The organism is Streptomyces sp. NPDC040718, assembly GCF_055593565.1.
The window spans coordinates 614,946-636,276 of sequence record NZ_JBVIXO010000001.1 but is presented as its reverse complement, the minus strand read 5'-3'; the positions used below and the strand labels follow the sequence as shown (position 1 = coordinate 636,276).

24 protein-coding genes and 1 pseudogene are annotated in these 21,331 nt (G+C 73.3%); 16 read left to right on the top strand and 9 right to left on the bottom strand.

Annotated features, from left to right (window positions below; all coding sequences use genetic code 11):
- Window positions 1–40 precede the first annotated feature (40 nt).
- From ACZ597_RS02905 to ACZ597_RS02890, 4 genes are read left to right on the top strand one after another with little or no spacing between them, the layout of a single operon-like run.
- On the top strand, window positions 41–1,000 hold the full coding sequence (locus ACZ597_RS02905; RefSeq protein WP_471324057.1) for an ABC transporter ATP-binding protein: 960 nt from the start codon (window positions 41–43) through the stop codon (window positions 998–1,000).
- On the top strand, window positions 997–1,761 hold the full coding sequence (locus ACZ597_RS02900) for an ABC transporter permease (RefSeq protein ID WP_471324055.1): 765 nt from the start codon (window positions 997–999) through the stop codon (window positions 1,759–1,761). Before ACZ597_RS02905 ends, ACZ597_RS02900 begins: the two co-directional genes overlap by 4 nt.
- 4 nt (window positions 1,762–1,765) lie before the next feature.
- Window positions 1,766–2,929 (top strand): sensor histidine kinase, encoded by a 1,164-nt coding sequence (locus tag ACZ597_RS02895; protein ID WP_471324052.1) that lies wholly within the window; start codon window positions 1,766–1,768, stop codon window positions 2,927–2,929.
- A complete protein-coding gene (locus ACZ597_RS02890; protein ID WP_471324050.1) occupies window positions 2,926–3,552 on the top strand; it encodes a response regulator in 627 nt (208 codons plus the stop codon). Before ACZ597_RS02895 ends, ACZ597_RS02890 begins: the two co-directional genes overlap by 4 nt.
- A 144-nt stretch (window positions 3,553–3,696) precedes the next feature.
- Here the strand turns inward: ACZ597_RS02890 and ACZ597_RS02885 are convergent, their stop codons facing one another.
- Both ACZ597_RS02885 and ACZ597_RS02880 read right to left on the bottom strand, forming a co-directional pair.
- Window positions 3,697–4,482, bottom strand: coding sequence for a transglutaminase-like domain-containing protein (locus ACZ597_RS02885; protein WP_471324048.1), 786 nt, complete (start codon window positions 4,480–4,482; stop codon window positions 3,697–3,699).
- Window positions 4,479–5,462, bottom strand: a complete 984-nt coding sequence (locus ACZ597_RS02880) for a GNAT family N-acetyltransferase (protein WP_471324045.1) — start codon at window positions 5,460–5,462, stop codon at window positions 4,479–4,481. The genes ACZ597_RS02885 and ACZ597_RS02880 overlap by 4 nt, the downstream gene beginning before the upstream one ends.
- A gap of 116 nt (window positions 5,463–5,578) precedes the next feature.
- Between ACZ597_RS02880 and fdxA the strand changes: the two genes are divergently transcribed.
- Both fdxA and dapC read left to right on the top strand, forming a co-directional pair.
- Window positions 5,579–5,911 (top strand): ferredoxin, encoded by a 333-nt coding sequence (gene fdxA / locus ACZ597_RS02875; protein WP_007266339.1) that lies wholly within the window; start codon window positions 5,579–5,581, stop codon window positions 5,909–5,911.
- A 110-nt stretch (window positions 5,912–6,021) separates the two neighbouring features.
- The gene (gene dapC, locus ACZ597_RS02870) at window positions 6,022–7,116 is read left to right on the top strand and encodes a succinyldiaminopimelate transaminase (protein ID WP_471324042.1); all 1,095 of its coding nucleotides are present in this window, start codon (window positions 6,022–6,024) and stop codon (window positions 7,114–7,116) included.
- An 86-nt stretch (window positions 7,117–7,202) separates the two neighbouring features.
- Here the strand turns inward: dapC and ACZ597_RS02865 are convergent, their stop codons facing one another.
- Window positions 7,203–7,544: an ATP-binding protein gene (locus ACZ597_RS02865; protein ID WP_471324039.1), complete on the bottom strand. Its 342-nt coding sequence runs from the start codon at window positions 7,542–7,544 to the stop codon at window positions 7,203–7,205.
- 283 nt (window positions 7,545–7,827) lie between these two features.
- Complete coding sequence (locus tag ACZ597_RS02860; RefSeq protein WP_471324037.1) at window positions 7,828–8,829, bottom strand: hypothetical protein; 1,002 nt, start codon at window positions 8,827–8,829, stop codon at window positions 7,828–7,830.
- Window positions 8,830–8,916: 87 nt separating this feature from the next.
- Between ACZ597_RS02860 and dapE the strand changes: the two genes are divergently transcribed.
- Together dapE and ACZ597_RS02850 are read left to right on the top strand one after the other, a co-directional pair.
- Complete coding sequence (dapE, locus tag ACZ597_RS02855; RefSeq protein ID WP_471324034.1) at window positions 8,917–9,996, top strand: succinyl-diaminopimelate desuccinylase; 1,080 nt, start codon at window positions 8,917–8,919, stop codon at window positions 9,994–9,996.
- Between the two features lie 64 nt (window positions 9,997–10,060).
- Complete coding sequence (locus ACZ597_RS02850) at window positions 10,061–10,816, top strand: LOG family protein (protein ID WP_471324032.1); 756 nt, start codon at window positions 10,061–10,063, stop codon at window positions 10,814–10,816.
- A gap of 59 nt (window positions 10,817–10,875) precedes the next feature.
- Here the strand turns inward: ACZ597_RS02850 and folP are convergent, their stop codons facing one another.
- A complete protein-coding gene (gene folP, locus ACZ597_RS02845) occupies window positions 10,876–11,736 on the bottom strand; it encodes a dihydropteroate synthase (protein ID WP_471324029.1) in 861 nt (286 codons plus the stop codon).
- A gap of 83 nt (window positions 11,737–11,819) precedes the next feature.
- On the opposite strand from folP, the gene ACZ597_RS02840 reads away from it, so the two are divergent.
- Entirely contained in the window at window positions 11,820–12,152 is a 333-nt protein-coding gene (locus tag ACZ597_RS02840) for a DivIVA domain-containing protein (protein ID WP_471324027.1), read from the top strand.
- Window positions 12,149–12,730, top strand: coding sequence for a DNA-3-methyladenine glycosylase I (locus tag ACZ597_RS02835; RefSeq protein ID WP_471324024.1), 582 nt, complete (start codon window positions 12,149–12,151; stop codon window positions 12,728–12,730). Before ACZ597_RS02840 ends, ACZ597_RS02835 begins: the two co-directional genes overlap by 4 nt.
- Window positions 12,731–12,734: 4 nt before the next feature.
- Here the strand turns inward: ACZ597_RS02835 and chcB are convergent, their stop codons facing one another.
- Window positions 12,735–13,538, bottom strand: a complete 804-nt coding sequence (chcB, locus tag ACZ597_RS02830) for a 2-cyclohexenylcarbonyl CoA isomerase (protein WP_471324021.1) — start codon at window positions 13,536–13,538, stop codon at window positions 12,735–12,737.
- A 332-nt stretch (window positions 13,539–13,870) separates the two neighbouring features.
- On the opposite strand from chcB, the gene ACZ597_RS02825 reads away from it, so the two are divergent.
- Window positions 13,871–14,038, top strand: a complete 168-nt coding sequence (locus tag ACZ597_RS02825) for a DUF3117 domain-containing protein (protein WP_003966491.1) — start codon at window positions 13,871–13,873, stop codon at window positions 14,036–14,038.
- A gap of 182 nt (window positions 14,039–14,220) precedes the next feature.
- Here ACZ597_RS02825 and ACZ597_RS02820 read toward each other — a convergent pair whose 3' ends face one another.
- Window positions 14,221–14,883: an O-methyltransferase gene (locus ACZ597_RS02820; RefSeq protein ID WP_401244698.1), complete on the bottom strand. Its 663-nt coding sequence runs from the start codon at window positions 14,881–14,883 to the stop codon at window positions 14,221–14,223.
- Between the two features lie 167 nt (window positions 14,884–15,050).
- On the opposite strand from ACZ597_RS02820, the gene sigE reads away from it, so the two are divergent.
- The 5 genes and pseudogenes from sigE (at window position 15,051) to ACZ597_RS02795 (ending at window position 19,391) form a co-directional block, all read left to right on the top strand.
- Window positions 15,051–15,830 (top strand): RNA polymerase sigma factor SigE, encoded by a 780-nt coding sequence (gene sigE, locus ACZ597_RS02815; RefSeq protein ID WP_471324018.1) that lies wholly within the window; start codon window positions 15,051–15,053, stop codon window positions 15,828–15,830.
- Window positions 15,827–16,306: pseudogene (locus tag ACZ597_RS02810) on the top strand (anti-sigma factor family protein); the annotation flags it as partial. The gene sigE and the pseudogene ACZ597_RS02810, both read left to right, overlap by 4 nt.
- Window positions 16,307–16,584: 278 nt before the next feature.
- Window positions 16,585–17,895, top strand: coding sequence for a S1C family serine protease (locus tag ACZ597_RS02805; protein ID WP_471324015.1), 1,311 nt, complete (start codon window positions 16,585–16,587; stop codon window positions 17,893–17,895).
- Window positions 17,896–18,064: 169 nt separating this feature from the next.
- A complete protein-coding gene (locus ACZ597_RS02800; RefSeq protein WP_471324013.1) occupies window positions 18,065–18,514 on the top strand; it encodes a sec-independent translocase in 450 nt (149 codons plus the stop codon).
- 136 nt (window positions 18,515–18,650) lie between these two features.
- The gene (locus ACZ597_RS02795) at window positions 18,651–19,391 is read left to right on the top strand and encodes a hypothetical protein (RefSeq protein ID WP_471324011.1); all 741 of its coding nucleotides are present in this window, start codon (window positions 18,651–18,653) and stop codon (window positions 19,389–19,391) included.
- Between the two features lie 72 nt (window positions 19,392–19,463).
- On the opposite strand, the gene ACZ597_RS02790 is transcribed toward ACZ597_RS02795, so the two are convergent.
- Window positions 19,464–20,624: an Mrp/NBP35 family ATP-binding protein gene (locus ACZ597_RS02790; RefSeq protein ID WP_469111230.1), complete on the bottom strand. Its 1,161-nt coding sequence runs from the start codon at window positions 20,622–20,624 to the stop codon at window positions 19,464–19,466.
- A 43-nt stretch (window positions 20,625–20,667) separates the two neighbouring features.
- Window positions 20,668–21,174, bottom strand: coding sequence for a DUF1003 domain-containing protein (locus ACZ597_RS02785; protein WP_471325107.1), 507 nt, complete (start codon window positions 21,172–21,174; stop codon window positions 20,668–20,670).
- Window positions 21,175–21,331: the final 157 nt, after the last annotated feature.

The following is a 21,331-nucleotide window of genomic DNA, read 5'->3' as shown; positions in this document are numbered from 1 at the left end:
ACACTGCCGCGCCCACCCCCGTACGGGCGAACCTTGGGCCATGACGACGACGACCGCGGCACACCCCGCCGCCCCGGGCCCCGCAGACGGATCCGGCGACACCGGCACCGTGGTGTCCTTCCGGAACGTGACCAAGAGCTACGGCAAGGTCCGGGCCGTCGACGGCCTCTCCCTGGAACTCCACCCGGGCGAGACCGTCGCGCTCCTCGGCCCCAACGGCGCCGGCAAGTCCTCCACCCTCGACCTCCTCCTCGGCCTGCGCCCCGCCGACTCCGGCACCGTCAGCCTCTTCGGCACCACCCCCCGCGAGGCCATCGCCTCCGGCCGGGTCGGCGCCATGCTCCAGAGCGGCGGCCTGATGGAGGACGTGACCGTACGCGAGCTCGTCGCCCTCGGCTGCGCCCTGCACCCGCGCCCGTACCCGGTCGACGAGGTGCTCAGCCGGGCCGGCGTCGAGGAGATCGCCGGCCGGCTCGTCAACAAGCTCTCCGGCGGCCAGGAGCAGCGCGTGCGCTTCGCGCTCGCCACCGCCGGCCGGAACGACCTGATCGTCCTCGACGAGCCCACCACCGGCATGGACGTCACCTCCCGCCAGGCCTTCTGGGCCACCATGCGCGAGCAGGCCGCCCAGGGCCGCACGGTCCTGTTCGCCACCCACTACCTGGAGGAGGCGGACGCGATCGCCGACCGCGTCCTCGTCCTCAACAAGGGCCGGCTGCTCGCCGACGGCACCGCCGCCGAGATCAAGGCCAAGGCGGGCGCCCGCAAGGTCGCCTTCGACCTCGACGGGCCCGTCGACGAGCAGGCGCTGCGCGCGCTGCCCGGCCTGACCGCCTTCGACCTCACCGGCCGGTCCGTACGCCTCCAGTCGCGCGACGCCGACGACACCGTGCGCGCCGTGTACGCGCTCGGGCTCCACCCCCGCAACCTGGAGGTCGCGGGCCTCGGCCTGGAGCAGGCCTTCATCGCCCTCACCGAGGCCGAGGAGGCCACCCGATGACGAACACGGTCAACACCGGCACCCTGCGGCTGGTCAAGCTGGAGATCTCCCGCGCCCTGCGCAACAAGAAGTACCTGTTCTTCACGGTCATGTACCCGGCCGCGCTCTTCCTGATGCTCGGGGGCACCCTGGACGGCACCACGAAGGTCATGGGCACCGAACTGACCATGCCCGCCTTCTACATGGTCGCCATGGCCTCCTTCGGCGCCCTCACCGCCGTGCTGATGGGCAACAGCGAGCGGATCGCCAAGGAGCGCGAGAAGGGCTGGGTGCGCCAGCTGCGCCTGACCGCCCTGCCCGGACACGGCTACGTCCTCGCCAAGACCGCCAGCGCGGGCGTCCTGTCCCTGCCCTCCATCCTGGTCGTCTTCGCCGTCGCGGCCGCGGCCAAGGGCGTGCGCTTCGACGCCTGGCAGTGGTTCGCCCTCACCGGCGCGATCTGGGCCGGCAGCCTCGTCTTCGCGGCGCTCGGCGTGGCCATCGGCTACCTCGCCAGCGGGGACAACGTCCGCCCCATCACGATGCTGTTCTACTTCGGCCTCTCCATCCTCGGCGGGCTGTGGATGCCCACCGCGAACTTCCCCCAGTGGCTCCGGAACATCTGCGAGTGGCTGCCGACCCACGCGTACGCCGGCCTCGGCCAGGCCATCGAGCTCGGGGGCGCGCCGCACGCCAAGGACGTGGCGATCCTCGCCGTGTACTTCGTATTGTTCACCGGTGCGGCCGCCTGGCTGTACCGCAAGGACTCACTGAAGGCCTGAGGAAGTGGCGCTGACGCAGGAAGCCGACGGTCTGCACCGGATCGGCCAGGCACCGGAGACCACCACCCACAAGGTGGTGAAGAGCCTGTGGATCGGCATCTGGCTCTTCTACCTCAGCGCCCCCGTCACCGACCTGGTCAGCGGCGGACACAGCACCGGGGCCCGGCTGCTCGGCGGCCTGGGCCTGCTGGCCTTCACCTGCTGGTACCTGGTGCTGGTCTTCCGCACCGTCAGGATGATGCCGGTGGCCCGGGTGCTCGTCTCCCTGGCGGTGCTCGCCACGCAGGCCACCGTGCTGTCGCTGACCCTGGGCCGCGAGTGGCTGGTGCTCTTCGTGTACGTGTCCATCTCCTCCGGCGCCGCCCTGCCCGGGGAGGTGTCCCGCTGGACCGTCCCGGGCGCGACCGCGCTGCTGACCGCGGTGGCCCTCGCGGTCCCGGGCGGCACCCAGTACCTCGCCGGGCTGGTGGTCCCGGCGCTGATGGGCGGGTTCGCGATGGTCGGGGTCCGGGCGATGATCCGGACCACCATAGAGCTGCGCCAGGCCCGGGCCACGGTGGCCGAGCTCGCCGCCAACGAGGAGCGCCTGCGGATGGCGAGGGACCTGCACGACCTGCTGGGCCACTCCCTGTCGCTGATCACGCTCAAGAGCGAGCTGGCGGGCCGGATGCTGCCCGAGCACCCCGAGCGGGCCGCCCAGCAGGTGGCGGACATCGAGCGGGTCAGCCGGCAGGCGCTGGTCGACGTACGGGAGGCCGTCAGCGGCTACCGGCGGCCGACGCTGCCCGGCGAACTCGCGGGCGCGCGCACGGCGCTGGCCGCGGCGGGCGTGGCGGCGGACCTGCCGGCCGACTTCGACGAGACCCCGCTCCCGGAGGAGACGGAGTCCGCGCTTGCGTGGTCGCTGCGCGAGGCGGTGACGAACGTGGTCCGGCACAGCGGCGCCCGCCGCTGCACGGTCACCCTCGCCACCCGCCAGTCCCTCGCGGGCCCGGTCGTCGAACTGACCGTGACCGACGACGGCGCGGGCGGCCCCGCGGTCCCCGGCAACGGCCTGACCGGCCTCACCGAACGCCTGGAGGCCGTCGGCGGCACGCTGTCGGCCGGCCCGGCGGGCAGGACCGGCTTCCGCCTGGTGGCGCGGGTCCCCCTAGGATCCGGGTCATGAGCGAAGCCGGCGACGCCCCCATCCGGATCCTCCTGGCGGAGGACCAGTCGATGGTCCGGGAAGCCCTCGCGGCCCTCCTCGGCCTGGAGCCGGACATCGAGGTCCTGGCCCAGGTCGCGCGCGGCGACGAGGTCCTCGCGGCGGCCCGGGCGCACGACGTGAACGTCGCGCTGCTCGACATCGAGATGCCGGGCATGACGGGCATCGAGGCCGCCGCGCAGCTACGGGCCTCCCTGCCCGCCCTCAAGATCGTCGTCCTGACCACCTTCGGCCGCCCCGGCTACCTCCGCGGGGCGATGGAGGCGGGCGCCTCGGCCTTCCTGGTCAAGGACGCCCCGGCCGCCCAACTCGCCGACGCGGTGCGCAAGGTCCTGGCGGGGGAGCGCGTCATCGACCCCACCCTCGCGGCGGCGGCCCTGGCGGAGGGCGCGAACCCCCTGACGGACCGCGAGCGGCAGATCCTGCGGGCGGCGGAGTTCGGCGCGACCAACGCCGAACTGGCGGCCCGCCTCAGCCTCTCCCAGGGCACGGTCCGCAACTACCTCTCGACGGCCATCCAGAAGCTCGCGGCCCGCAACCGCGCCGAAGCGGTCCGCGTGGCCCGCGAAAAGGGCTGGTTGTAGCAAGCCGGCCCCGCCGGCGTTTGAGGCGCGGGCGTCGGTAGCGCCGTCTAGTGAGCCGCGCCGGCGACTGAGGCGAGAACGGTTGAAGGGCGGGTAGGGGACCGGCACCGCGCAGCGGCCCCCGACCCCGCCGGGGGGAACCGGCTAGTTCAGCAGCGCCCGCGCGGCGGCGGCCTCGCCGCGGATCCGGGTCGCGGACTCGGGGTCGACCGCGTCCATCACCACCGCGTACGAGTCCATCTCCGCCGCACCCTCCTGGAAGGAGCCGCGTTCCACCAGCAGCCGCGCCCGCTCGTAGCGCAGGGCCGCCGGGTGGGAGGGCAGCAGCAGGGACAGGTCCAGGGCCCACAGGGCGACCGCCGAGTGCTCCGGGCGGGAGGAGGCCCAGACGCGGATGTTGTTCAGGATCCGCAGCACGATGTCCAGGGTGCGGGCCGGGGTCTTGGGGGAGGCCGCCAGTTCCGCCGGGCCCGCCCCCAGCGAGGCGCCGCCGGCGAAGGGGTCCACCACCACCGAGTCCTCCGGGTCCCCGAAGCCCACCACGAAGTGCCCCGGCAGCCCCAGCCCGTACACCGGCGCGCCCGCCCGCCGGGCCACCTCCAGCCACACCACCGAGAGGAGGATCGGCAGGCCCCGCCGGCGCAGCAGCACCTCGTGCAGGAGGGAGGAGGAAAGCCGGTCGTAGTCCTTCGGGGTGCCGTGGAAGCCGAGCCGGCCGCCGAGGAGCTCCGTCACCGCCGCCGCCCACGACCGGGCGTCCCGCAGCCCGTACGGGAGCATCCCCGCGAGCCGGTCCAGCTCGATCTCGGCCCGGTCCATGGCGTGTTCGTCCAGCTCCGGATCCGCCTCCGCGGCCAGCAGCAGGCACAGCCGGGCCAGATCGGGCCGCTCCGCGCGGGCCTCCGCCGCGAACAGCTCACGGGTGTTCATCGCGCCGCCCGGAAGTGGTGGTACGCGTGGTGCGTGGCGAAGCCCATCCCGTCGTACAGGGCCCGCGCCGCCGGATTGTCCGTCTCCACCTGGAGCCACGCCGCCGACGCGCCCTCCTCCAGCGCCCGCCGGGCCAGCGCCGTCATCACCGCCGTCGCGAGCCCCCGCCGCCGGTCCTCCGGGGCGACGGTGACGGCCGCGAAGCCGGCCCAGCGGCCGTCCACCACGCAGCGCCCGATCGCCCGGCCGCCGTCCAGGGAGGCGAACCACACCGACGGGCCCTCCACCAGCATCCGCCGGGCGAGCTCCGGGTCCCGGACCCTGCCGTAGCGCCCCAGCCACTGCTCGTCCGGCTCGCGGGTGAGGCGTACCGCCGCCACGTCCGCGTCCAGGTCGCCCACCGGGGCCAGCGCCCCGACGCGCACCTCCGCCGAGACCTCGTTCGCCCAGCCGCGGCGCTCCAGCTCCGCGCAGAGCAGCTCCTGCGTCCCGGCGGCGCCCGTCGCGGCCTGCACGTACGCCGGAAGGTCGCGCTCCGTGTACCAGGAGGTCACCCGCGCGAGTGCTTCGTCCAGGGGTATGCCCGGGTCGCCGAGCGGGAGCACGGAATTGGCGCGCCGGGTGAACCCGGCGGCGGCCCGCAGCGTCCACTCGCCGAGCGGCTCGCTCTCCAGCGGCAGCCAGGCCCGCGCCGTGACCCGCGCGAGCTCCTCGAAGGAGGCCGCGGGCCCCCTGCGCCGAGCGGGCGCGGGGGGCACGATCTTGCCCGCCACCAGCGACGATTCCGGGATGTGGACGGTCACGCCGTCCTTGCGTGTGATCGTCAGCACACCCCCGGTCCAGGATGTGAGCACCCCGACCACGTCCGCGAACACCGGGGCACCGCTCCTGCCGCCCTCCACCCGTCGTACAGAGACCCGTTTACCCACGTCAACCGGGGTAATACGGATCTCCAGCAGCCCACCGGCAGTGATTTCCACAGCTCTGTCCGCCCCTCCTGTTCGGATCGTGCCCGGGAACGGAGATACTAGGTGCGGGCATCGACGACGCCGCGCTCCCGCGCGAATGGACAGCCCTACCGAGGAGGAACGAGAGCGTGACCTACGTCATCGCGGAGCCTTGTGTCGACGTCAAGGACAAGGCCTGCATCGAAGAGTGCCCCGTCGACTGCATCTACGAGGGCCAGCGGTCCTTGTACATCCACCCGGACGAGTGCGTCGACTGCGGCGCCTGTGAGCCGGTCTGCCCCGTCGAGGCCATCTTCTACGAGGACGACACTCCGGAGGAGTGGAAGGACTACTACAAGGCGAACGTCGAGTTCTTCGACGAGCTCGGTTCGCCCGGTGGTGCCTCCAAGCTCGGCCTGATCGAGCGCGACCACCCCTTCGTCGCGGCGCTGCCCGCCGACATCAACGCCGGCGAGCACTGACCGTTCACGGCAGACGCGCCCCTCGGTCCCGTACGGCACTGCTGCCGCGCGGGACCGAGCCGTTTCCCCGTACGACACAGCCCCGCACCCCACAGAGAGCAGAGAGCACCGTGGCCGCAGTTTCCGACCGTCTTCCCGCCTTTCCCTGGGACAAGCTGGAGCCGTACAAGGCCACGGCGGCGGCCCACGCTGACGGCATCGTCGACCTGTCCGTCGGCACCCCTGTGGACCCGGTGCCCGACCTGATCCAGCGCGCCCTCGTCGCCGCCGCGGACTCCCCGGGCTACCCCACCGTGTGGGGGACGCCCGCCCTGCGCGACGCGATCACCGGCTGGCTGCGGGGCCGCCTCGGCGCGAGCGCCGCCGGACACCGCAACGTCCTGCCCGTGGTCGGCTCCAAGGAGCTGGTGGCCTGGCTGCCGACCCAGCTGGGCCTGGGCGCCGGCGACAAGGTCGCCTACCCGCGGCTGGCGTACCCGACGTACGAGGTCGGCGCGCGGCTGTGCGGCGCCGAGGCCGTGGTCTACGACGACCCGACGGAGCTGGACCCGGCGGGCGTGAAGCTGCTGTGGCTCAACTCCCCGTCCAACCCCACCGGGAAGGTCATCCCGAAGGAAGACCTCGTCCGGATCGTCGCCTGGGCGCGCGAGCACGGCATCCTGGTCTTCAGCGACGAGTGCTACCTGGAGCTGGGCTGGGAGGCCGAACCCGTCTCCGTCCTGCACGACGACGTCTGCGGCGGCTCCTACGAGGGCCTCGTGGCGGTCCACTCGCTCTCGAAGCGCTCCAACCTGGCCGGCTACCGTGCCGCGTTCATCGCCGGTGACGCGGCCGTCCTCGGCGAGCTGCTGGAGATCCGCAAGCACGGCGGCATGATGACCCCCGCCCCGGTGCAGGCGGCCACGGTGGCGGCCCTCGGCGACGACGCCCACGTCGAGGAGCAGCGCGGCCGCTACGCCGCCCGCCGCGAGGCGCTGCGCACGGCCCTGGAGGCGCACGGCTTCCGCATCGAGCACAGCGAGGCCAGCCTCTACCTGTGGGCGACCCGCGACGAGCCCTGCTGGGACACCGTCGCGCACCTCGCCGAGCTCGGCATCCTGGTCGCGCCGGGCGACTTCTACGGCGAGGCCGGCGCGAACTTCGTCCGGGTGGCCTTCACGGCCACCGACGAGCGGGTCGCCGCCGCGGTCAAGCGCCTCGGCTGACCACCGCCGCCCGCGTGAAACGGACCGAGGGGGCCGGGAGCAGCAGCTCCCGGCCCCCTCGGGCGTTCGCGGGTCCGGCGCGGAGGTCAGCCGCCCAGCGGCAGGCCGCCCAGCGGCAGCTGGCCGACCGGCAGCTGGCCGGCGACCGGCAGGCCGCCCAGCGTCTGGCCGGCGGCCCCGGCGCCGCCGACGGCCTCGGTGGCCTGTCCGGCGACGGGGGCGGCGGCCGGGAGGGCCTCGGTGGCGGTGTGCGCGGCGTCGGTGGCCGCCCCGGTGTCCGGGGCGGTGAGCGTGTTCAGCTTCGGCAGGGACTCCAGGCCCACGGCGTCGGCCGCGCTGGCGGCGCCTGCCGCACCGACCACGGGAGCGGTACCGGCTGCGAGGAGAAGCGCGGCGCGGGCGATCCGACGGGTCAGGGGGAGGGTCATGATGCTCCTAAGCGGTAGCGGCTGAGTACGCCGTGTACAACCGCTCCCGGGGTGCGGGGAGTTGCGGACCCGCCGGGTAAAGGATCGGTAACGCATCGTTTAATCGGCTTCCGTGACAAGAGCACCGCACCCGTGCCGACCTGCGGTTCTGTCCGCCTTCCGGGTGTACGGGCCGAACGCGTGGACACCCCTCCCGGGTGACGGGCCGTACGCCTGACCGTGCCGCCGGGGTGCCGCGGCCGGGCGCCCGCGCGCCGGGGGCGTACGCGGGCCGTGGCGCCGCTCAGCGGGCGGTGGCGCGGGCCATGAAGATCCGTACCTCGCCCGGAGCCGCGTCGTGCGGGTCCCCGGCACCGGCCTTGCGGCCGCCGCCGCCCTTGCCCCGCCACGCGCCGCCGTCCCGGCCGGCCACCCACGAGGAGCCGTCGTACGACACCCGGCCGATACCCAGCTCCTTCGACCGGGCCACCGCCCAATGGGCCATCGCCCGCCCGCGCCGCGCCTCCGCCGGACCGCCGCCCTCCTTGAGCCGCAGCCCGACCTCCGCCTCGGCCACGGACCCGCCCGACGCCGGCCGCGCGGCCGGAGCGCCCGCCCGGCCCGCGCCCAGCGCCTCCCGCGCCGGCGCCCCGAAGGCCCGGGCCAGCTCCGCCCGCACCGTCTCCGGGTCGCCCGCCGCGGGCGCCGGACCGGAGCAGGACAGGGAGGCCGGCGTGCCGCTCTCGCCGAAGGCGGCCGTCAGGACCGTCGCGTCCGGCTCGTGCTTCGCGTACGCCTGCGGGAAACCGCTGAGCTGGACCTTCTGAGCCGCCACCGTCAGCGGCAGCCGGGTGTAGCCCTTGATCTCGGCGAGACGGTCGTAGAAGATCCCCGCCGAGTACACCGGGTCCATGATCTGCTCCGGCGTGCCCCAGCCCTGCGAGGGCCGCTGCTGGAACAGCCCCAGCGAATCGCGGTCCCCGTGGTCGAGGTTGCGCAGCGCCGACTCCTGCATCGCCGTCGCCAGCGCGATGGTCACCGCCCGGTCCGGCAGCCCCTTGGAGATCCCGACGGCGGCTATCGTCGCCGCGTTCGCCGCCTGCTCCGGGGTCATCTCGTACGTCTGGACGGTCCCCGCACCCGCGGAACCCGCCGCCCCGGTCGCCGAAGCCGTGCAGTACGAGGCGCCGTTGTTGGAATCCCGCTGGACGACGAAGTACCCGATCACCCCGAGCAGGACGACCAGGCCGACGGCCTTGCGGAACGGCCGGCGGCGGCGGGGGCGGGAGCGATCGGTCTCGGACACGCGGCCCACCGTACTTGAGGCCGATAAACCGTCCACCGGCCGGACGCTCCCGCTTCCCGCCCATCCCGGGGCGTTAGGGTCAGTTCCATGTCCGAATCCGAGCTGGACCTCACCCTGGACGCTGCCGAGCTGACCGCCCGGCTCGTCGACATCCCCTCCGTGAGCGGCGACGAGAAGGTGCTCGCCGACCTGGTGGAGGCCGCGCTGCGCGCCCTCCCACACCTCACCGTCGACCGCCTCGGCAACAACGTCGTGGCCCGCACGGACCTCGGCCGCGCCGAGCGCGTCGTACTGGCCGGCCACCTCGACACCGTGCCGATCGCCGACAACGTCCCGTCCCGCCTGGACGAGAACGACGTCCTGTGGGGCTGCGGCACGACGGACATGAAGTCCGGGGTCGCCGTACAGCTGAGGATCGCGGCGACCGTCCCCGAGCCCAACCGCGACCTCACCTTCGTCTTCTACGACCAGGAGGAGGTGGCCGCCGACCTCAACGGCCTCGGCAAGGTCGCCGACGCCCACCCCGACTGGCTGGCCGGCGACTTCGCCGTACTGCTGGAACCCTCCAACGCCGAGGTCGAGGGCGGCTGCCAGGGCACCCTGCGCGTACTGCTGCGCACCAGGGGCGAGCGCGCCCACTCCGCGCGCAGCTGGATGGGCTCCAACGCCATCCACGCCGCGAGCCCGATCCTGGCGAAGCTGGCCGCGTACGAGCCCCGCAAGCCCGTCATCGACGGACTGGAGTACCACGAGGGCCTCAACGCGGTCCGCATCGAGGGCGGCGTCGCCAACAACGTCATCCCGGACGCCTGCACGGTCACCGTGAACTTCCGCTACGCCCCCGACCGCAGCGAGGCCGACGCGCTGGCCCACGTCCGGGAGGTCTTCGCGGACTGCGACATCGCCGAGTTCGTGGTCGACGACTCCTCCGGCGGCGCCCTGCCCGGCCTGTCCCACCCGGCCGCGGCGGCCTTCATGGAGGCGGTCGGCGGCCGCCCGATGCCCAAGTTCGGCTGGACGGACGTCTCCCGCTTCAGCGCGCTCGGCGTCCCGGCGGTCAACTACGGGCCGGGTGACGCGCTGCTGGCCCACAAGGTCGACGAGCGTGTCGAGACGAAGGCCATCCTGCACTGCGAGGAACGACTCCGTGCCTGGCTGACCTCCTGAATTCCACCTCCCGTCACTTTTGTGCGCCTAACCTGATCCAACGATCAGCAGGAGGGAGCACATCATGGGCAACCCCGAAGGGTCCCGCCGACGGCCCGAGGAGCAGCAGCTCGGGCCGGTGCTGCGCAGGCGGGGCCAGGTGCAGGCGGGCAGTACGACGGACCAGCGGCTGCTGGACTCCGCCGGGCCCTCCGAGTGGGTGCACACCGATCCCTGGCGGGTCCTGCGCATCCAGTCGGAGTTCATCGAGGGCTTCGGCACGCTGGCGGAGCTGCCGCCCGCGATCAGCGTGTTCGGCTCGGCCCGCACTCCGGTGGACTCGCCGGAGTACGAGGCCGGCGTACGGATCGGCAGCGCGCTCGTCGAGGCCGGCTTCGCGGTGATCACCGGCGGCGGTCCGGGCGCCATGGAGGCGGCCAACAAGGGCGCCCGCGAGGCGAACGGCATCTCCGTGGGCCTGGGCATCGAGCTGCCCTTCGAGCAGGGGCTCAACCAGCACGTCGATCTCGGGCTGAACTTCCGGTACTTCTTCGTCCGCAAGACGATGTTCGTGAAGTACAGCCAGGGCTTCGTGGTCCTGCCGGGCGGACTCGGCACCCTGGACGAGATGTTCGAGGCGCTGACCCTGGTCCAGACGCAGAAGATCACCAGGTTCCCCATCGTGCTGTTCGGCACGGAGTACTGGGGCGGCCTGATCGAATGGCTGCGGAACACGGTCATCGCCCAGGGCAAGGCCTCGGAGAAGGACCTCTACCTCTTCCACGTCACGGACGACGTGGACGAGGCCATCGCGCTGGTGACGAAGGAAGTCGGCAAGTAGCGGCGCGGGCCACCGCCCACCGGCCCCCGGGCCGGTGGGCGGTGGCCTCACGGGGTTCGCTAGGCCAGTCCGCGGCGGGCGACCGCCGGCGGGCGGTGCCCCTGGATCGAGCGGACCATGTCGAGGACCTGCTTCGTCTCCGCGACCTCGTGGACGCGGTAGACCTGCGCGCCGAGCCAGGCCGAGACGGCCGTGGTCGCCAGGGTGCCGAGCAGGCGCTCCTTGACCGGCTTGTCGAGGGTCTCGCCGACGAAGTCCTTGTTGGACAGGGAGACCAGTACTGGCCAACCGGTTTCGGTCATCTCCGCGAGCCGGCGGGTGGCTTCCAGTGAATGCCGGGTGTTCTTCCCGAAGTCGTGGCCCGGGTCGATCATGATCGACTCCCGGGACACGCCGAGGGCCTCGGCCCGCTCCGCGAGGCCGACCGTGACGCGCAGGATGTCCTCCATCACGTCCTCGTACGAGGTCCGGTGCGGCCGCGTGCGCGGCTCGACCCCGCCCGCGTGGGTGCAGACGATGCCCGCGCCGTAGCGCGCGGCGACCTCCGCCAGCTTGGGGTCCACCCCGCCCCACGCGTCGTTCAGCACGTCCGCCCCGGCCTCGCAGACCGCCTCCCCGACCTCGTGCCGCCAGGTGTCCACGCTGATCACCACGTCCGGGTGGCGGCGGCGCACCTCCGCCACGAAACCGACCGTGCGCCGGGCCTCCTCCGCCGCGTCCACGTGCTCGCCGGGGCCGGCCTTCACCCCGCCGATGTCGATGATCGCCGCGCCCTCGGCCACGGCCTGCTCCACCCGGTCGAGGGCGGGCTCGTCGCGGAAGGTGGCGCCCTGGTCGTAGAAGGAGTCCGGGGTGCGGTTCACGATGGCCATGATCACCGGCTCGTGGGTGTCGAACTCGCGCCTGCCCAGTCGCAGCATCCTGCTCTTTCCTCCTTCGGCGACCCTCGCGCCTCGTCTGCGACCTTAACCTGAGGGGCAGGAGTCTCTCAGGGGAGTTGATCGTGTTCTGGTTCTTGCTGATCGCGCTGGTCGTGGTGGTGGCCGCGGTCACCCTCGCGGTCGTCGGCGGAGGTGCCGAGGCCGTGCTGCCCGAGGCCGAGCCGGACCGGGTGGCGGACGCGCTCCCGGAGAGCCGGCCGGTCGTACGGGCGGACATCGACGCGCTCCGGCTGCCGGTCGCGCCGCGCGGCTACCGGATGGCCGAGGTGGACGACGTACTGGACCGGCTCGCGGCCGAGCTGGCGGAGCGGGACGCGCGGATCGCGGAGCTGACGGCCGCGCGAGCCCAGCCCGCCCCGGCGGACCGGGTCGACCTCACGAAGGACGAGCGGTGAGCGGCGCGGGACTGGCCGCGGGCCCGGACGGCGGGCTGCGCTGTCCGTGGGGGCTGTCCACGGAGGACTACGTCGTCTACCACGACACCGAATGGGGCAAGCCCGTCCACGGGGACGACGCCCTGTACGAACGGCTGTGCCTGGAGGCCTTCCAGTCCGGCCTGTCCTGGATCACGATCCTGCGCCGCCGCGAGGGCTTCCGCAAAGCCTTCGCGGACTTCGAGATCGCGGCGGTCGCGGAGTTCGGCCCGGCGGACGCCGAGCGGCTGATGGGCGACGAGGGGATCATCCGCAACCGGGCCAAGATCGAGGCCACCCTCGCCAACGCGCAGGTGCTGGCCGGCTGGGGGGCGGGGGAGCTGGACGAGCTGATCTGGTCCCACGCCCCGCAGAAGCCGGGCCGGGCCCCGAGGAGCACCGCCGACGTGCCGGCGGTGACCCCGGAGTCCACGGCCCTGGCCAAGGCCCTGAAGAAAGCGGGCATCCGCTTCGTCGGGCCGACCACGGCCTACGCCCTGATGCAGGCGTGCGGCCTGGTCAACGACCACCTCGCGGGCTGCGTCTCCCGCGAGGGGTGAGGCGTCAGCGGCCCAGGTACCGCGGCGGCTGCTTCGCGAGGAACGCCTGCACGGCGATGGAGTGGTCCTCGGAGGCCCCCGCGCGGGTCTGGAGGACGTCCTCGCGCTCCAGGGCCTCGGAGAGGGAGTGCGAGGCCCCGTACGCCAGGGACTCCTTCAGGGCCGCGTAGGCCACCGTCGGGCCCGAGGCGAGGGCGCGGGCCACCTTCTCGGCCTCCGCGCGCAGCGACTCCGCGGGCACGAGCCGGTTCACGATGCCGAGCTCGTACGCCTCCTGCGCCTTGACGGAGCGGGGGAACAGCAGCAGGTCGGAGGCCCGGGAGGCGCCGATCAGCCGGGGCAGGGTCCAGGACACCCCGGAGTCGGCGGTCAGCGCGACCCCGGCGAACGAGGTGTTGAAGGACGCGGTCTCGGCGACGACGCGGAAGTCCGCGGCGAGCGCGAACCCGAAGCCGGCCCCGGCGGCGACGCCGTTGACCGCGGCCACGACGGGCTTGGGCATCTCCGTCAGGGCCCGCACGATCGGGTTGTAGTGCTCGGAGACCGTGCTCATCGTGAGCGTCGAGCCGTTCTCACGGTCGGCGGCGAGGTTGCCGATGTGCTCCTTGAGGTCCTGGCCCACGCAGAAGGCCCGGTCCCCGGCGGCGGTGAGCAGGACCGCCCGTACGGCGGTGTCGGCGGCCGCCGCCTGCACGGCGTCGCGCAGGGCGACCTTGGCCTCCGTGTTCATGGCGTTCATCGCGTCGGGCCGGTTGATCGTGACGGTCGCGAGTCCGTCGGTGACTTCGTAGAGCACGCTGTCGGCCATGGCGGGGGTCCCCCTTCGTCGCGGGCTTGGCTACCGGCCGGTACCGGCCGGTGCAAGGGCCAGCATGGCGGACGGGACCGGGGGCGGGCATGTGATGTGCGTCAAACAAAGAGGGGGCCCATCCCCGGGGGCGGCGGCGAAGTATCGCAGGCGGATCCCCGAAATGAGTGGTTTTGGTCGAGCGCGTTGCGCAAGCGTTCCCTTCCGATGTTGGTCATCGGGTCCTGACATGCGGGATAATGGCTGGGAAGCAATGTGTTCGATGCCGGGTACTAGGCGCCTGAACGGGGCCGTCGGCTGACGATGAGCTGGTTTCAGGAAGGGGAACGAGCATGGCGGCCATGAAGCCGCGGACGGGCGACGGCCCGCTCGAGGTCACCAAGGAGGGGCGAGGCATCGTCATGCGCGTACCGCTCGAAGGCGGCGGTCGACTTGTCGTCGAGCTGACGCCGGACGAGGCGGACGCCCTGGGTGACGCCCTGAAGAAGGTCGTCGGCTGAGCCTCGGCCACTTGATCTTGCCCCGCCCCTGCCGCCCACCGCGGCGGGGGCGGGGTTTTTTTGACGCGCGGCACCATCCGGCCTCGCCGGTGTTCGAGGCGCGGGGTGTGGGGCGGAGCCCCGGGGAACGGGCGAAGGGTGGGGCGGGGAGCAGCCCGCGCAGCGGTGACCCCGGGCGACGGCTACCGCCGCACCGCGCAGAGGAGCCCGTCGCCGACCGGCAGCAGTGCGGCTTCCAGCGCCGGGCTCTCCCGCACGCTGCGCAGCAGCTCCCGCACCCGGATGACCTCCACCGGCTGGGCCGCCGAGTCGACCGTACGCCCGTCGGCGAAGACCCCCTCGAAGCACACCAGCCCCCCGGGCCTCAGCAGCCGCAACGATTCCGCGAGGTAGTCGAGGGACTCGGCCGGGTCGCCGTCGCAGAAGACCAGGTCGTAGCCGCCGTCCGCGAGCCGCGGCAGCACGTCCAGCGCCCGCCCCGGGATGAACCGCGCGCGGTTGCCCGCGAAGCCGGCCGCGCGGAAGGCCTGGCGGGCGAAGGCCTGCCGGTCGGGTTCGGGGTCCACCGTGGTCAGGACCCCGTCCGGCCGCATCCCGTGCAGCAGGTGGATCCCCGAGACGCCGGTCCCGGTGCCGATCTCGGCGACGGCCTTGGCGTCCGCGGTGGCGGCGAGCAGGCGCAGCGCGGCCCCGGTGCCGGGGGACACGGACCGCAGGCCCGCTTCCCTGGACCGGTCTCGTGCCCATCGCAGGGCTTCGTCCTCGGCGACAAACGCGTCGGCGAACGCCCAGCTCGTCTGCCGGTTGCCGCTAATGACCCTCTCCTGTCCCCATAGTTGGCGCAACGGTGACTGTATCCGCTGACGTCGGGAACCCGCAGATGGGACCGGGCGTTGGGAGGGTGAGAGGCGGGATAGAGGGGACGGCTTCGGGCAGATCGGCGGTCCGGACCCCGAGGCCCGTGCAAAGTTACTGCAAAAATGCTTATCCAGAGCTGACGGGAGGGGTGGCTATGGTAGGGGCTCCACTGGACACCACCAGAGCCGACAGGGGAGGTGCGGCTGCGCCTGTGGATCGTGGAGGCGTTCTCAGACGTCTCTTCTGGTCGGCGGGTGAGCCGAAATCCGTGACCTACACTGCTGACCGCTTCCACACCGCCCACACCGCGACCACCGCGACCTTTGCCGCCGATGCGGGCTCCCAGGCGTGGACCCCTCCCTCATGGGAGGAGATCGTCAGCACGCACAGCGCGCGGGTCTACCGCCTCGCCTACCGCCTGACGGGCAACCAGCACGACGCCGAGGACCTGACGCAGGAGGTCTTCGTCCGCGTCTTCCGCTCGCTGTCCACCTACACTCCCGGCACCTTCGAGGGCTGGCTGCACCGCATCACCACGAACCTGTTCCTGGACATGGTGCGCCGCAAGCAGCGGATCCGCTTCGACGCGCTCGGCGACGACGCCGCCGAGCGGCTGCCGAGCCGCGAGCCCTCCCCCCAGCAGGTCCTGCACGACACCCACTTCGACGCCGACGTGCAGCAGGCGCTGGACACCCTCGCGCCCGAGTTCCGCGCCGCCGTGGTGCTCTGCGACATCGAGGGCCTGTCCTACGAGGAGATCGCCGCCACGCTCGGCGTGAAGCTCGGCACCGTCCGCAGCCGCATCCACCGGGGCCGCTCGCACCTGCGCAAGGCGCTCAAGCACCGCTCTCCCGAGGCCCGCGCCGAGCAGCGCGCGCTTGCGGGCGTGGCGGTGGGCGCGCCGGGCGCCGGGGGAGAGGGCGGAGCCGAGTGAGCGGAGCCAGTCCCTCCCCCGCCGAACAGCACCTGGGCGACCGGCTCGCCGCCCTGGTGGACGGGGAGTTGAAGCACGACGCGCGCGAGCGGGTGCTGGCGCACCTGGCGACCTGCGCCAAGTGCAAGGCCGAGGCCGACGCGCAGCGCCGGCTGAAGACCCTGTTCGTGGAGAGCGCACCGCCGCCACTGTCGGCCGGGCTGCTGGCCCGGCTCCAGGGGCTGCCGGGGGCGGGCCCGGACGGGCCTGCAGGGCCCGCCGGGCCCGCCGGGCCGACCGGTGGACCGGGGGCTCCGCTCGCGCCCCCGGCCCCGGGCGTCGACCCGTTCTCCTCGTTCGGGTACTCCGCTCCGGCCGCCCCGCGCGAGGGTTTCCGCATCCACGAGGTGGGCCGTCCCCGACGCCGCTTCGCCTTCGTGGCGGCGGGAGCCGTGTCGCTGGCCGCGATCGCGCTCGGCGGCACCCTGCCGCTGGACGGGATCGAGCCGAACGCCCGGGGCGAGGCGCCCGCGACCAGGCCCGGACCCGCGGTGCCGTTGACCGACGCCTTCGTGCGCGACCGGGTCCCGACCCCCGGCGTGACGACCGGCCCGGTCCCGGTGGGACAGCTGCCCACGGCGGCCTCCTCGGCCCCGGCGACGGCGCAGCCGGTGTCCCTCTCCCGCTGACCCGGGCCCCGAGGGGCCCGGGTACCTGGTTGAATCTGCGGCACACGCGCCGCCCCGCGGTGCGCCAGGCCCGCGGGGGAGCGCCCATGTCCGACAGTCAGCAGAACGGTCCGGCTCCGACGTGGTGGAGCCGGCCCGCGGCCATCCCGGAGCCGGGCCCGGAAGCGGACACGGTCCCGGACCCGGCGGCGCCCGGTCCGGACCCGGACCCCGGCTCCGCTCCCGGCCCCCGCTACGACCCCTGGGCCGCCGGCCCGCTCCAGGTCGTCGACCAGGGCAAGGCGCCGCGCGGCGCGCCCGCGCTGTGGCAGCTGGCGGTCGTCGGCGCCGTCATCGCCCTCCTCGCGGGCTGCGCCGGCGGCTACCTCGGCATCCTCTCCGAGCGGCGCACGAGCACCCGCCTGGAGCTCCCGCAGGCCGCCGCCGACAACAAGGGCCGGGCCCCCGACAGCGTGGCCGGCATCGCCGCGACCGCACTGCCCGGCGTGGTCACCCTGCACGTCAGCGGGGGCGGCGGCAGCGGCACCGGGACCGGCTTCGTGCTGGACGAGCAGGGCCACATCCTGACGAACAACCACGTCGTCGCCGACGCCCGCGACATAACGGTCACCTTCAGCACCGGCGAGAGCGTCACCGCCGAGCTGGTCGGCCGCGACGGCGGCTACGACCTGGCCGTGGTGAAGGTCAACGGGGTCCGGGGCCTGCGCCCGCTGGCGCTCGGGAACTCCGAGAACGTCCGCGTGGGCGACCCGGTGGTGGCCATCGGCGCCCCCTTCGACCTCTCCAACACGGTCACCTCGGGCATCATCAGCGCCACGGGCCGCCCCATCACCGCCGGCGGCGGCAAACGCGACGGCAGCGACATCAGCTACGTCGACGCCCTCCAGACCGACGCCCCCATCAACCCCGGCAACTCCGGCGGCCCGCTCCTCGACTCCCGCGCCCACGTGATCGGCATCAACAGCGCCATCCGCGGCGCCGACAAGGGCGAGGACGGCGACGACCCCACCCGCCAGAGCGGCAGCATCGGCCTCGGCTTCGCCATCCCCGTCAACCAGGGCAAACGGGTCGCCGAGGAACTCATCCGCACCGGCCGCGCCACCCACCCCGTCATCGGCGTCACCCTGGACATGGAGTACAAGGGCGACGGAGCCCGGGTCGACGCCAAGGGCGAGGACGGCAAGCCCTCCGTGGTGGCCGACGGGCCCGGCGCCCGCGCCGGGATCCGGCCCGGCGACGTGATCACCAAGGTGGACGGCGTACGCGTGCACGGCGGCGACGAGCTGATCATCAAGATCAGGGCCCACCGGCCCGGCGACCGCCTGGGCCTGACCGTGCTGCGCGACGGCAGGGAACGCACCCTGGACGTGGTCCTCGGCTCGGCGAGCGGCTCCTGAGACGCCCCGGCCGGGCCCCGGGACGGGCCCCGGGCGGCCGCTCCGCCACACGAATACCGGATGACGCCCGGGTGAATCCGTGAACGCTCGTGCACCGGCGTAGGGGAGCGCAGGGAACGCCGGGTACCGTTGACCGGGCCGGATGTGGAGAGAGCCGAGGAGCGGCAAGGTGTTCAACGACATAGGCGCACTCGAGCTGGTCACCATCGTGGTGCTCGCCATCCTCGTCTTCGGCCCCGACAAGCTGCCGAAGGTGATCCAGGACGTCTCCGGCTTCATCCGGAAGATCCGCGCGTTCTCGGACAGCGCCAAGCAGGACATCCGCTCCGAACTGGGCCCCGAGTTCAAGGACTTCGAGTTCGAGGACCTGAACCCGAAGACCTTCATCCGCAAGCAGCTCACCGAGAACGAGGACCTCCAGGACCTGCGCAGCAGCTTCGACCTCCGCAAGGAGCTGAACGAGGTCACCGACGCGGTGAACGGCCGGGAGGCCGACGCGGCCCAGGCCGCCGCCGCGCCGTCCGCCACGCCCGCCGCGGGCACCGGTCCGGACCTGCTGAAGAAGCCCGCAGCACCGGCCCAGGAGCCCCGTACCCCCTTCGACGCCGACGCCACCTGATCCGCAGCCTGCCCGTCGATCCGGGGCCGGATGGCTATCCTCCATCTGTCCGGACCGAGGACGCCCGAGGGTGGGGGTCCCCCCAGCCAAGCGAGGGGGAGGGCCGTTCCGGACCCCACGGAACGAGAGGCCGCCCATGGAGACGACGAGCAGCAGCCGTGTAGGCGCGCAGCCTGCCGAAGCCCCCGAAGACGCACCACCCGCGCAGACCGAGCCCCCGGAACATACCGGCGGCCAGGCCGCCCCGGGCCAGCCCCCGGAAGCCGCCGCACCGTTCCCGAAGGCCCGCCGGGGGGCGGCGGGCTACCTGAGCGCGGAATTCCCCTGGTACGGCCTGGACGGGGCCTTCACCGGCCCCCGCTGGCTCATGCAGGTCGGCACCGGCGCCGACGGCAGCGTGGAGCACGGCTCCACCGGCCACGGCGACGAGCCGTCCGCCCGGGGCGAGATCGCCACCGGCGAGAAGGACCGCTTCGCGGTGGTGGTCACCGTCGCGGGCAACCCCCTGCGCCGCAGCGGCGACGGCACCGGCGTCCTGGAGGCCACCTCGGTCTCCTCGGCGGCCTGGCTGGCCGGGTCGGGGCTGCTGTCGTACAGCTGGCCGCCGCAGATGGACCACACCCGCCGCGACGACTGGCTCGACCAGCAGACCGAGGCCGCCTGGGAGCTCGCCGACGACCTCGCGGGGCCGGACTGGTCGACGCTGTCGCTGCCGGTGGACGGGGAGCCGACGCCGTTCCACTACCGGGAGTCGGAGTTCGGGTGGGTGCTGGCCGGCTCCACCGGGAGCGGGGTGCACCTGGGCGCGTACGGGCGGGGGATGAGCGCGTACGGGCTGGGCTTCTCGGCCATCGCGGACCTCGCGGCGTACGAGTAGGTACGGGAAAGGGCACCGCCCGGCGGCGGTGCCCTTGCGCTGCGCGAACCCCGCGGGTCGCCGCACCTTCCCCTAGAACTTGTTCCGCGGCGTGATGCCCAGGCTCATGCCCGAGAGGCCGCGGGCGCGGCCGCCCAGCTTGCCGGCGATGGTGCGCAGGGCCGCGCCCGCCGGGGAGTCCGGGTCGGACAGGACGACCGGCTTGCCGTCGTCGCCGCCCTCGCGCAGCCGGACGTCGATCGGGATCGTGCCGAGCACGGGGACCGTCGCGCCGACCGTCTTGGTCAGGCCGTCGGCGACCTTCTGGCCGCCGCCCGAGCCGAACACGTCCACCATCTCGTCGCAGTGCGGGCACGGCAGGCCCGACATGTTCTCGACGACGCCGACGATCTTCTGGTGCGTCTGCACCGCGATCGAGCCGGCCCGCTCCGCGACCTCCGCGGCGGCCTGCTGCGGGGTGGTCACGACGAGGATCTCGGCGTTCGGCACCAGCTGCGCGACCGAGATGGCGATGTCGCCGGTGCCCGGCGGCAGGTCCAGCAGCAGCACGTCCAGGTCGCCCCAGAACACGTCCGCCAGGAACTGCTGGAGCGCCCGGTGCAGCATCGGGCCGCGCCACACCACCGGGGCGTTGCCCGGGGTGAACATGCCGATGGAGATGACCTTCACGCCGTTCGCGGACGGCGGCATGATCATGTTTTCGACCTGGGTCGGCTTGCCCTCCACGCCGAGCATCCGCGGCACGCTGTGGCCGTAGATGTCCGCGTCGACCACGCCGACCTTCAGGCCGTCGGCCGCCATCGCCGCCGCCAGGTTGACCGTGACGGAGGACTTGCCGACGCCGCCCTTGCCGGAGGCGACCGCGTAGACGCGGGTCAGCGAGCCCGGCTTGGCGAAGGGCACCTCGCGCTCGGCGGTGCCGCCGCGCAGGGTGGCCGCCAGCTCCTTGCGCTGCTCGTCGCTCATCACGTCCAGGGAGACGGCGACGGAGGTGACGCCCGCGACCTTCTCGACGGCCTCGGTGACGTTCTTGGTGATGGTCTCGCGCATGGGGCAGCCCGACACCGTGAGGTAGACCGTGACGGCGACGGCGCCGCCCTCGCCGATCTCCACCGATTTGACCATGCCGAGCTCGGTGATCGGCCGGTGGATCTCGGGGTCGTTGACCGTCGCCAGCGCGTCCAGGATCGCGTCCTGCTCCGGCACGGCGGCGGAGGGTGTCTCGGTAGCCATGTCCCCGATGGTACGGCTCGGCAGCAGCGCTCAGGTAAGCCGATCAGCGGTCGCCTTCGTCACTTTCACCGGGGAATAGGCGCCGCTCGTCCATCTCCTTGATCAGGTCCTGGAACTCCGAGCGGATCCAGTCGCGGGTGGCGACCTCGCCCAGGCCCATCCGCAGCGCCGCGATCTCCCGGGTCAGGTACTCCGTGTCCGCGATGGAGCGCTCGTTCTGCTTGCGGTCCTGCTCGTGGGTGACCCGGTCCCGGTCGTCCTGCCGGTTCTGAGCGAGCAGGATCAGCGGGGCCGCGTACGAGGCCTGGAGGGACAGCATCAGCGTCAGGAAGATGAACGGGTACTGGTCGAAGCGCAGCGAGTCCGGCGCGAAGATGTTCCACAGCACCCACACCACGATGACCAGGGTCATCCAGACGATGAACCGGCCCGTGCCGAGGAACCGCGCCACCCGCTCCGACAGCCGCCCGAAGGCCTCCGGGTCGTACTCGGGCAGCAGCTTGCGGCGAGCCGCGCGCGGCTGGTCCAGCCGTACGCGCGACCGCGTCAGCGCGCTCGCCCCCGCGGGCGCCGCGCTCCTCGCCCGTTCGGCGGAACGTTCCGTCCGCTCGTTGCGGAGCCGCTCGGCGGCCTCCTCCAGCCGCTCCGACAGCCCCTCCCGGGCCTGCTCGCGCCTCTCCCGGCGCCGCTCGCGCGCCGCATCGCCG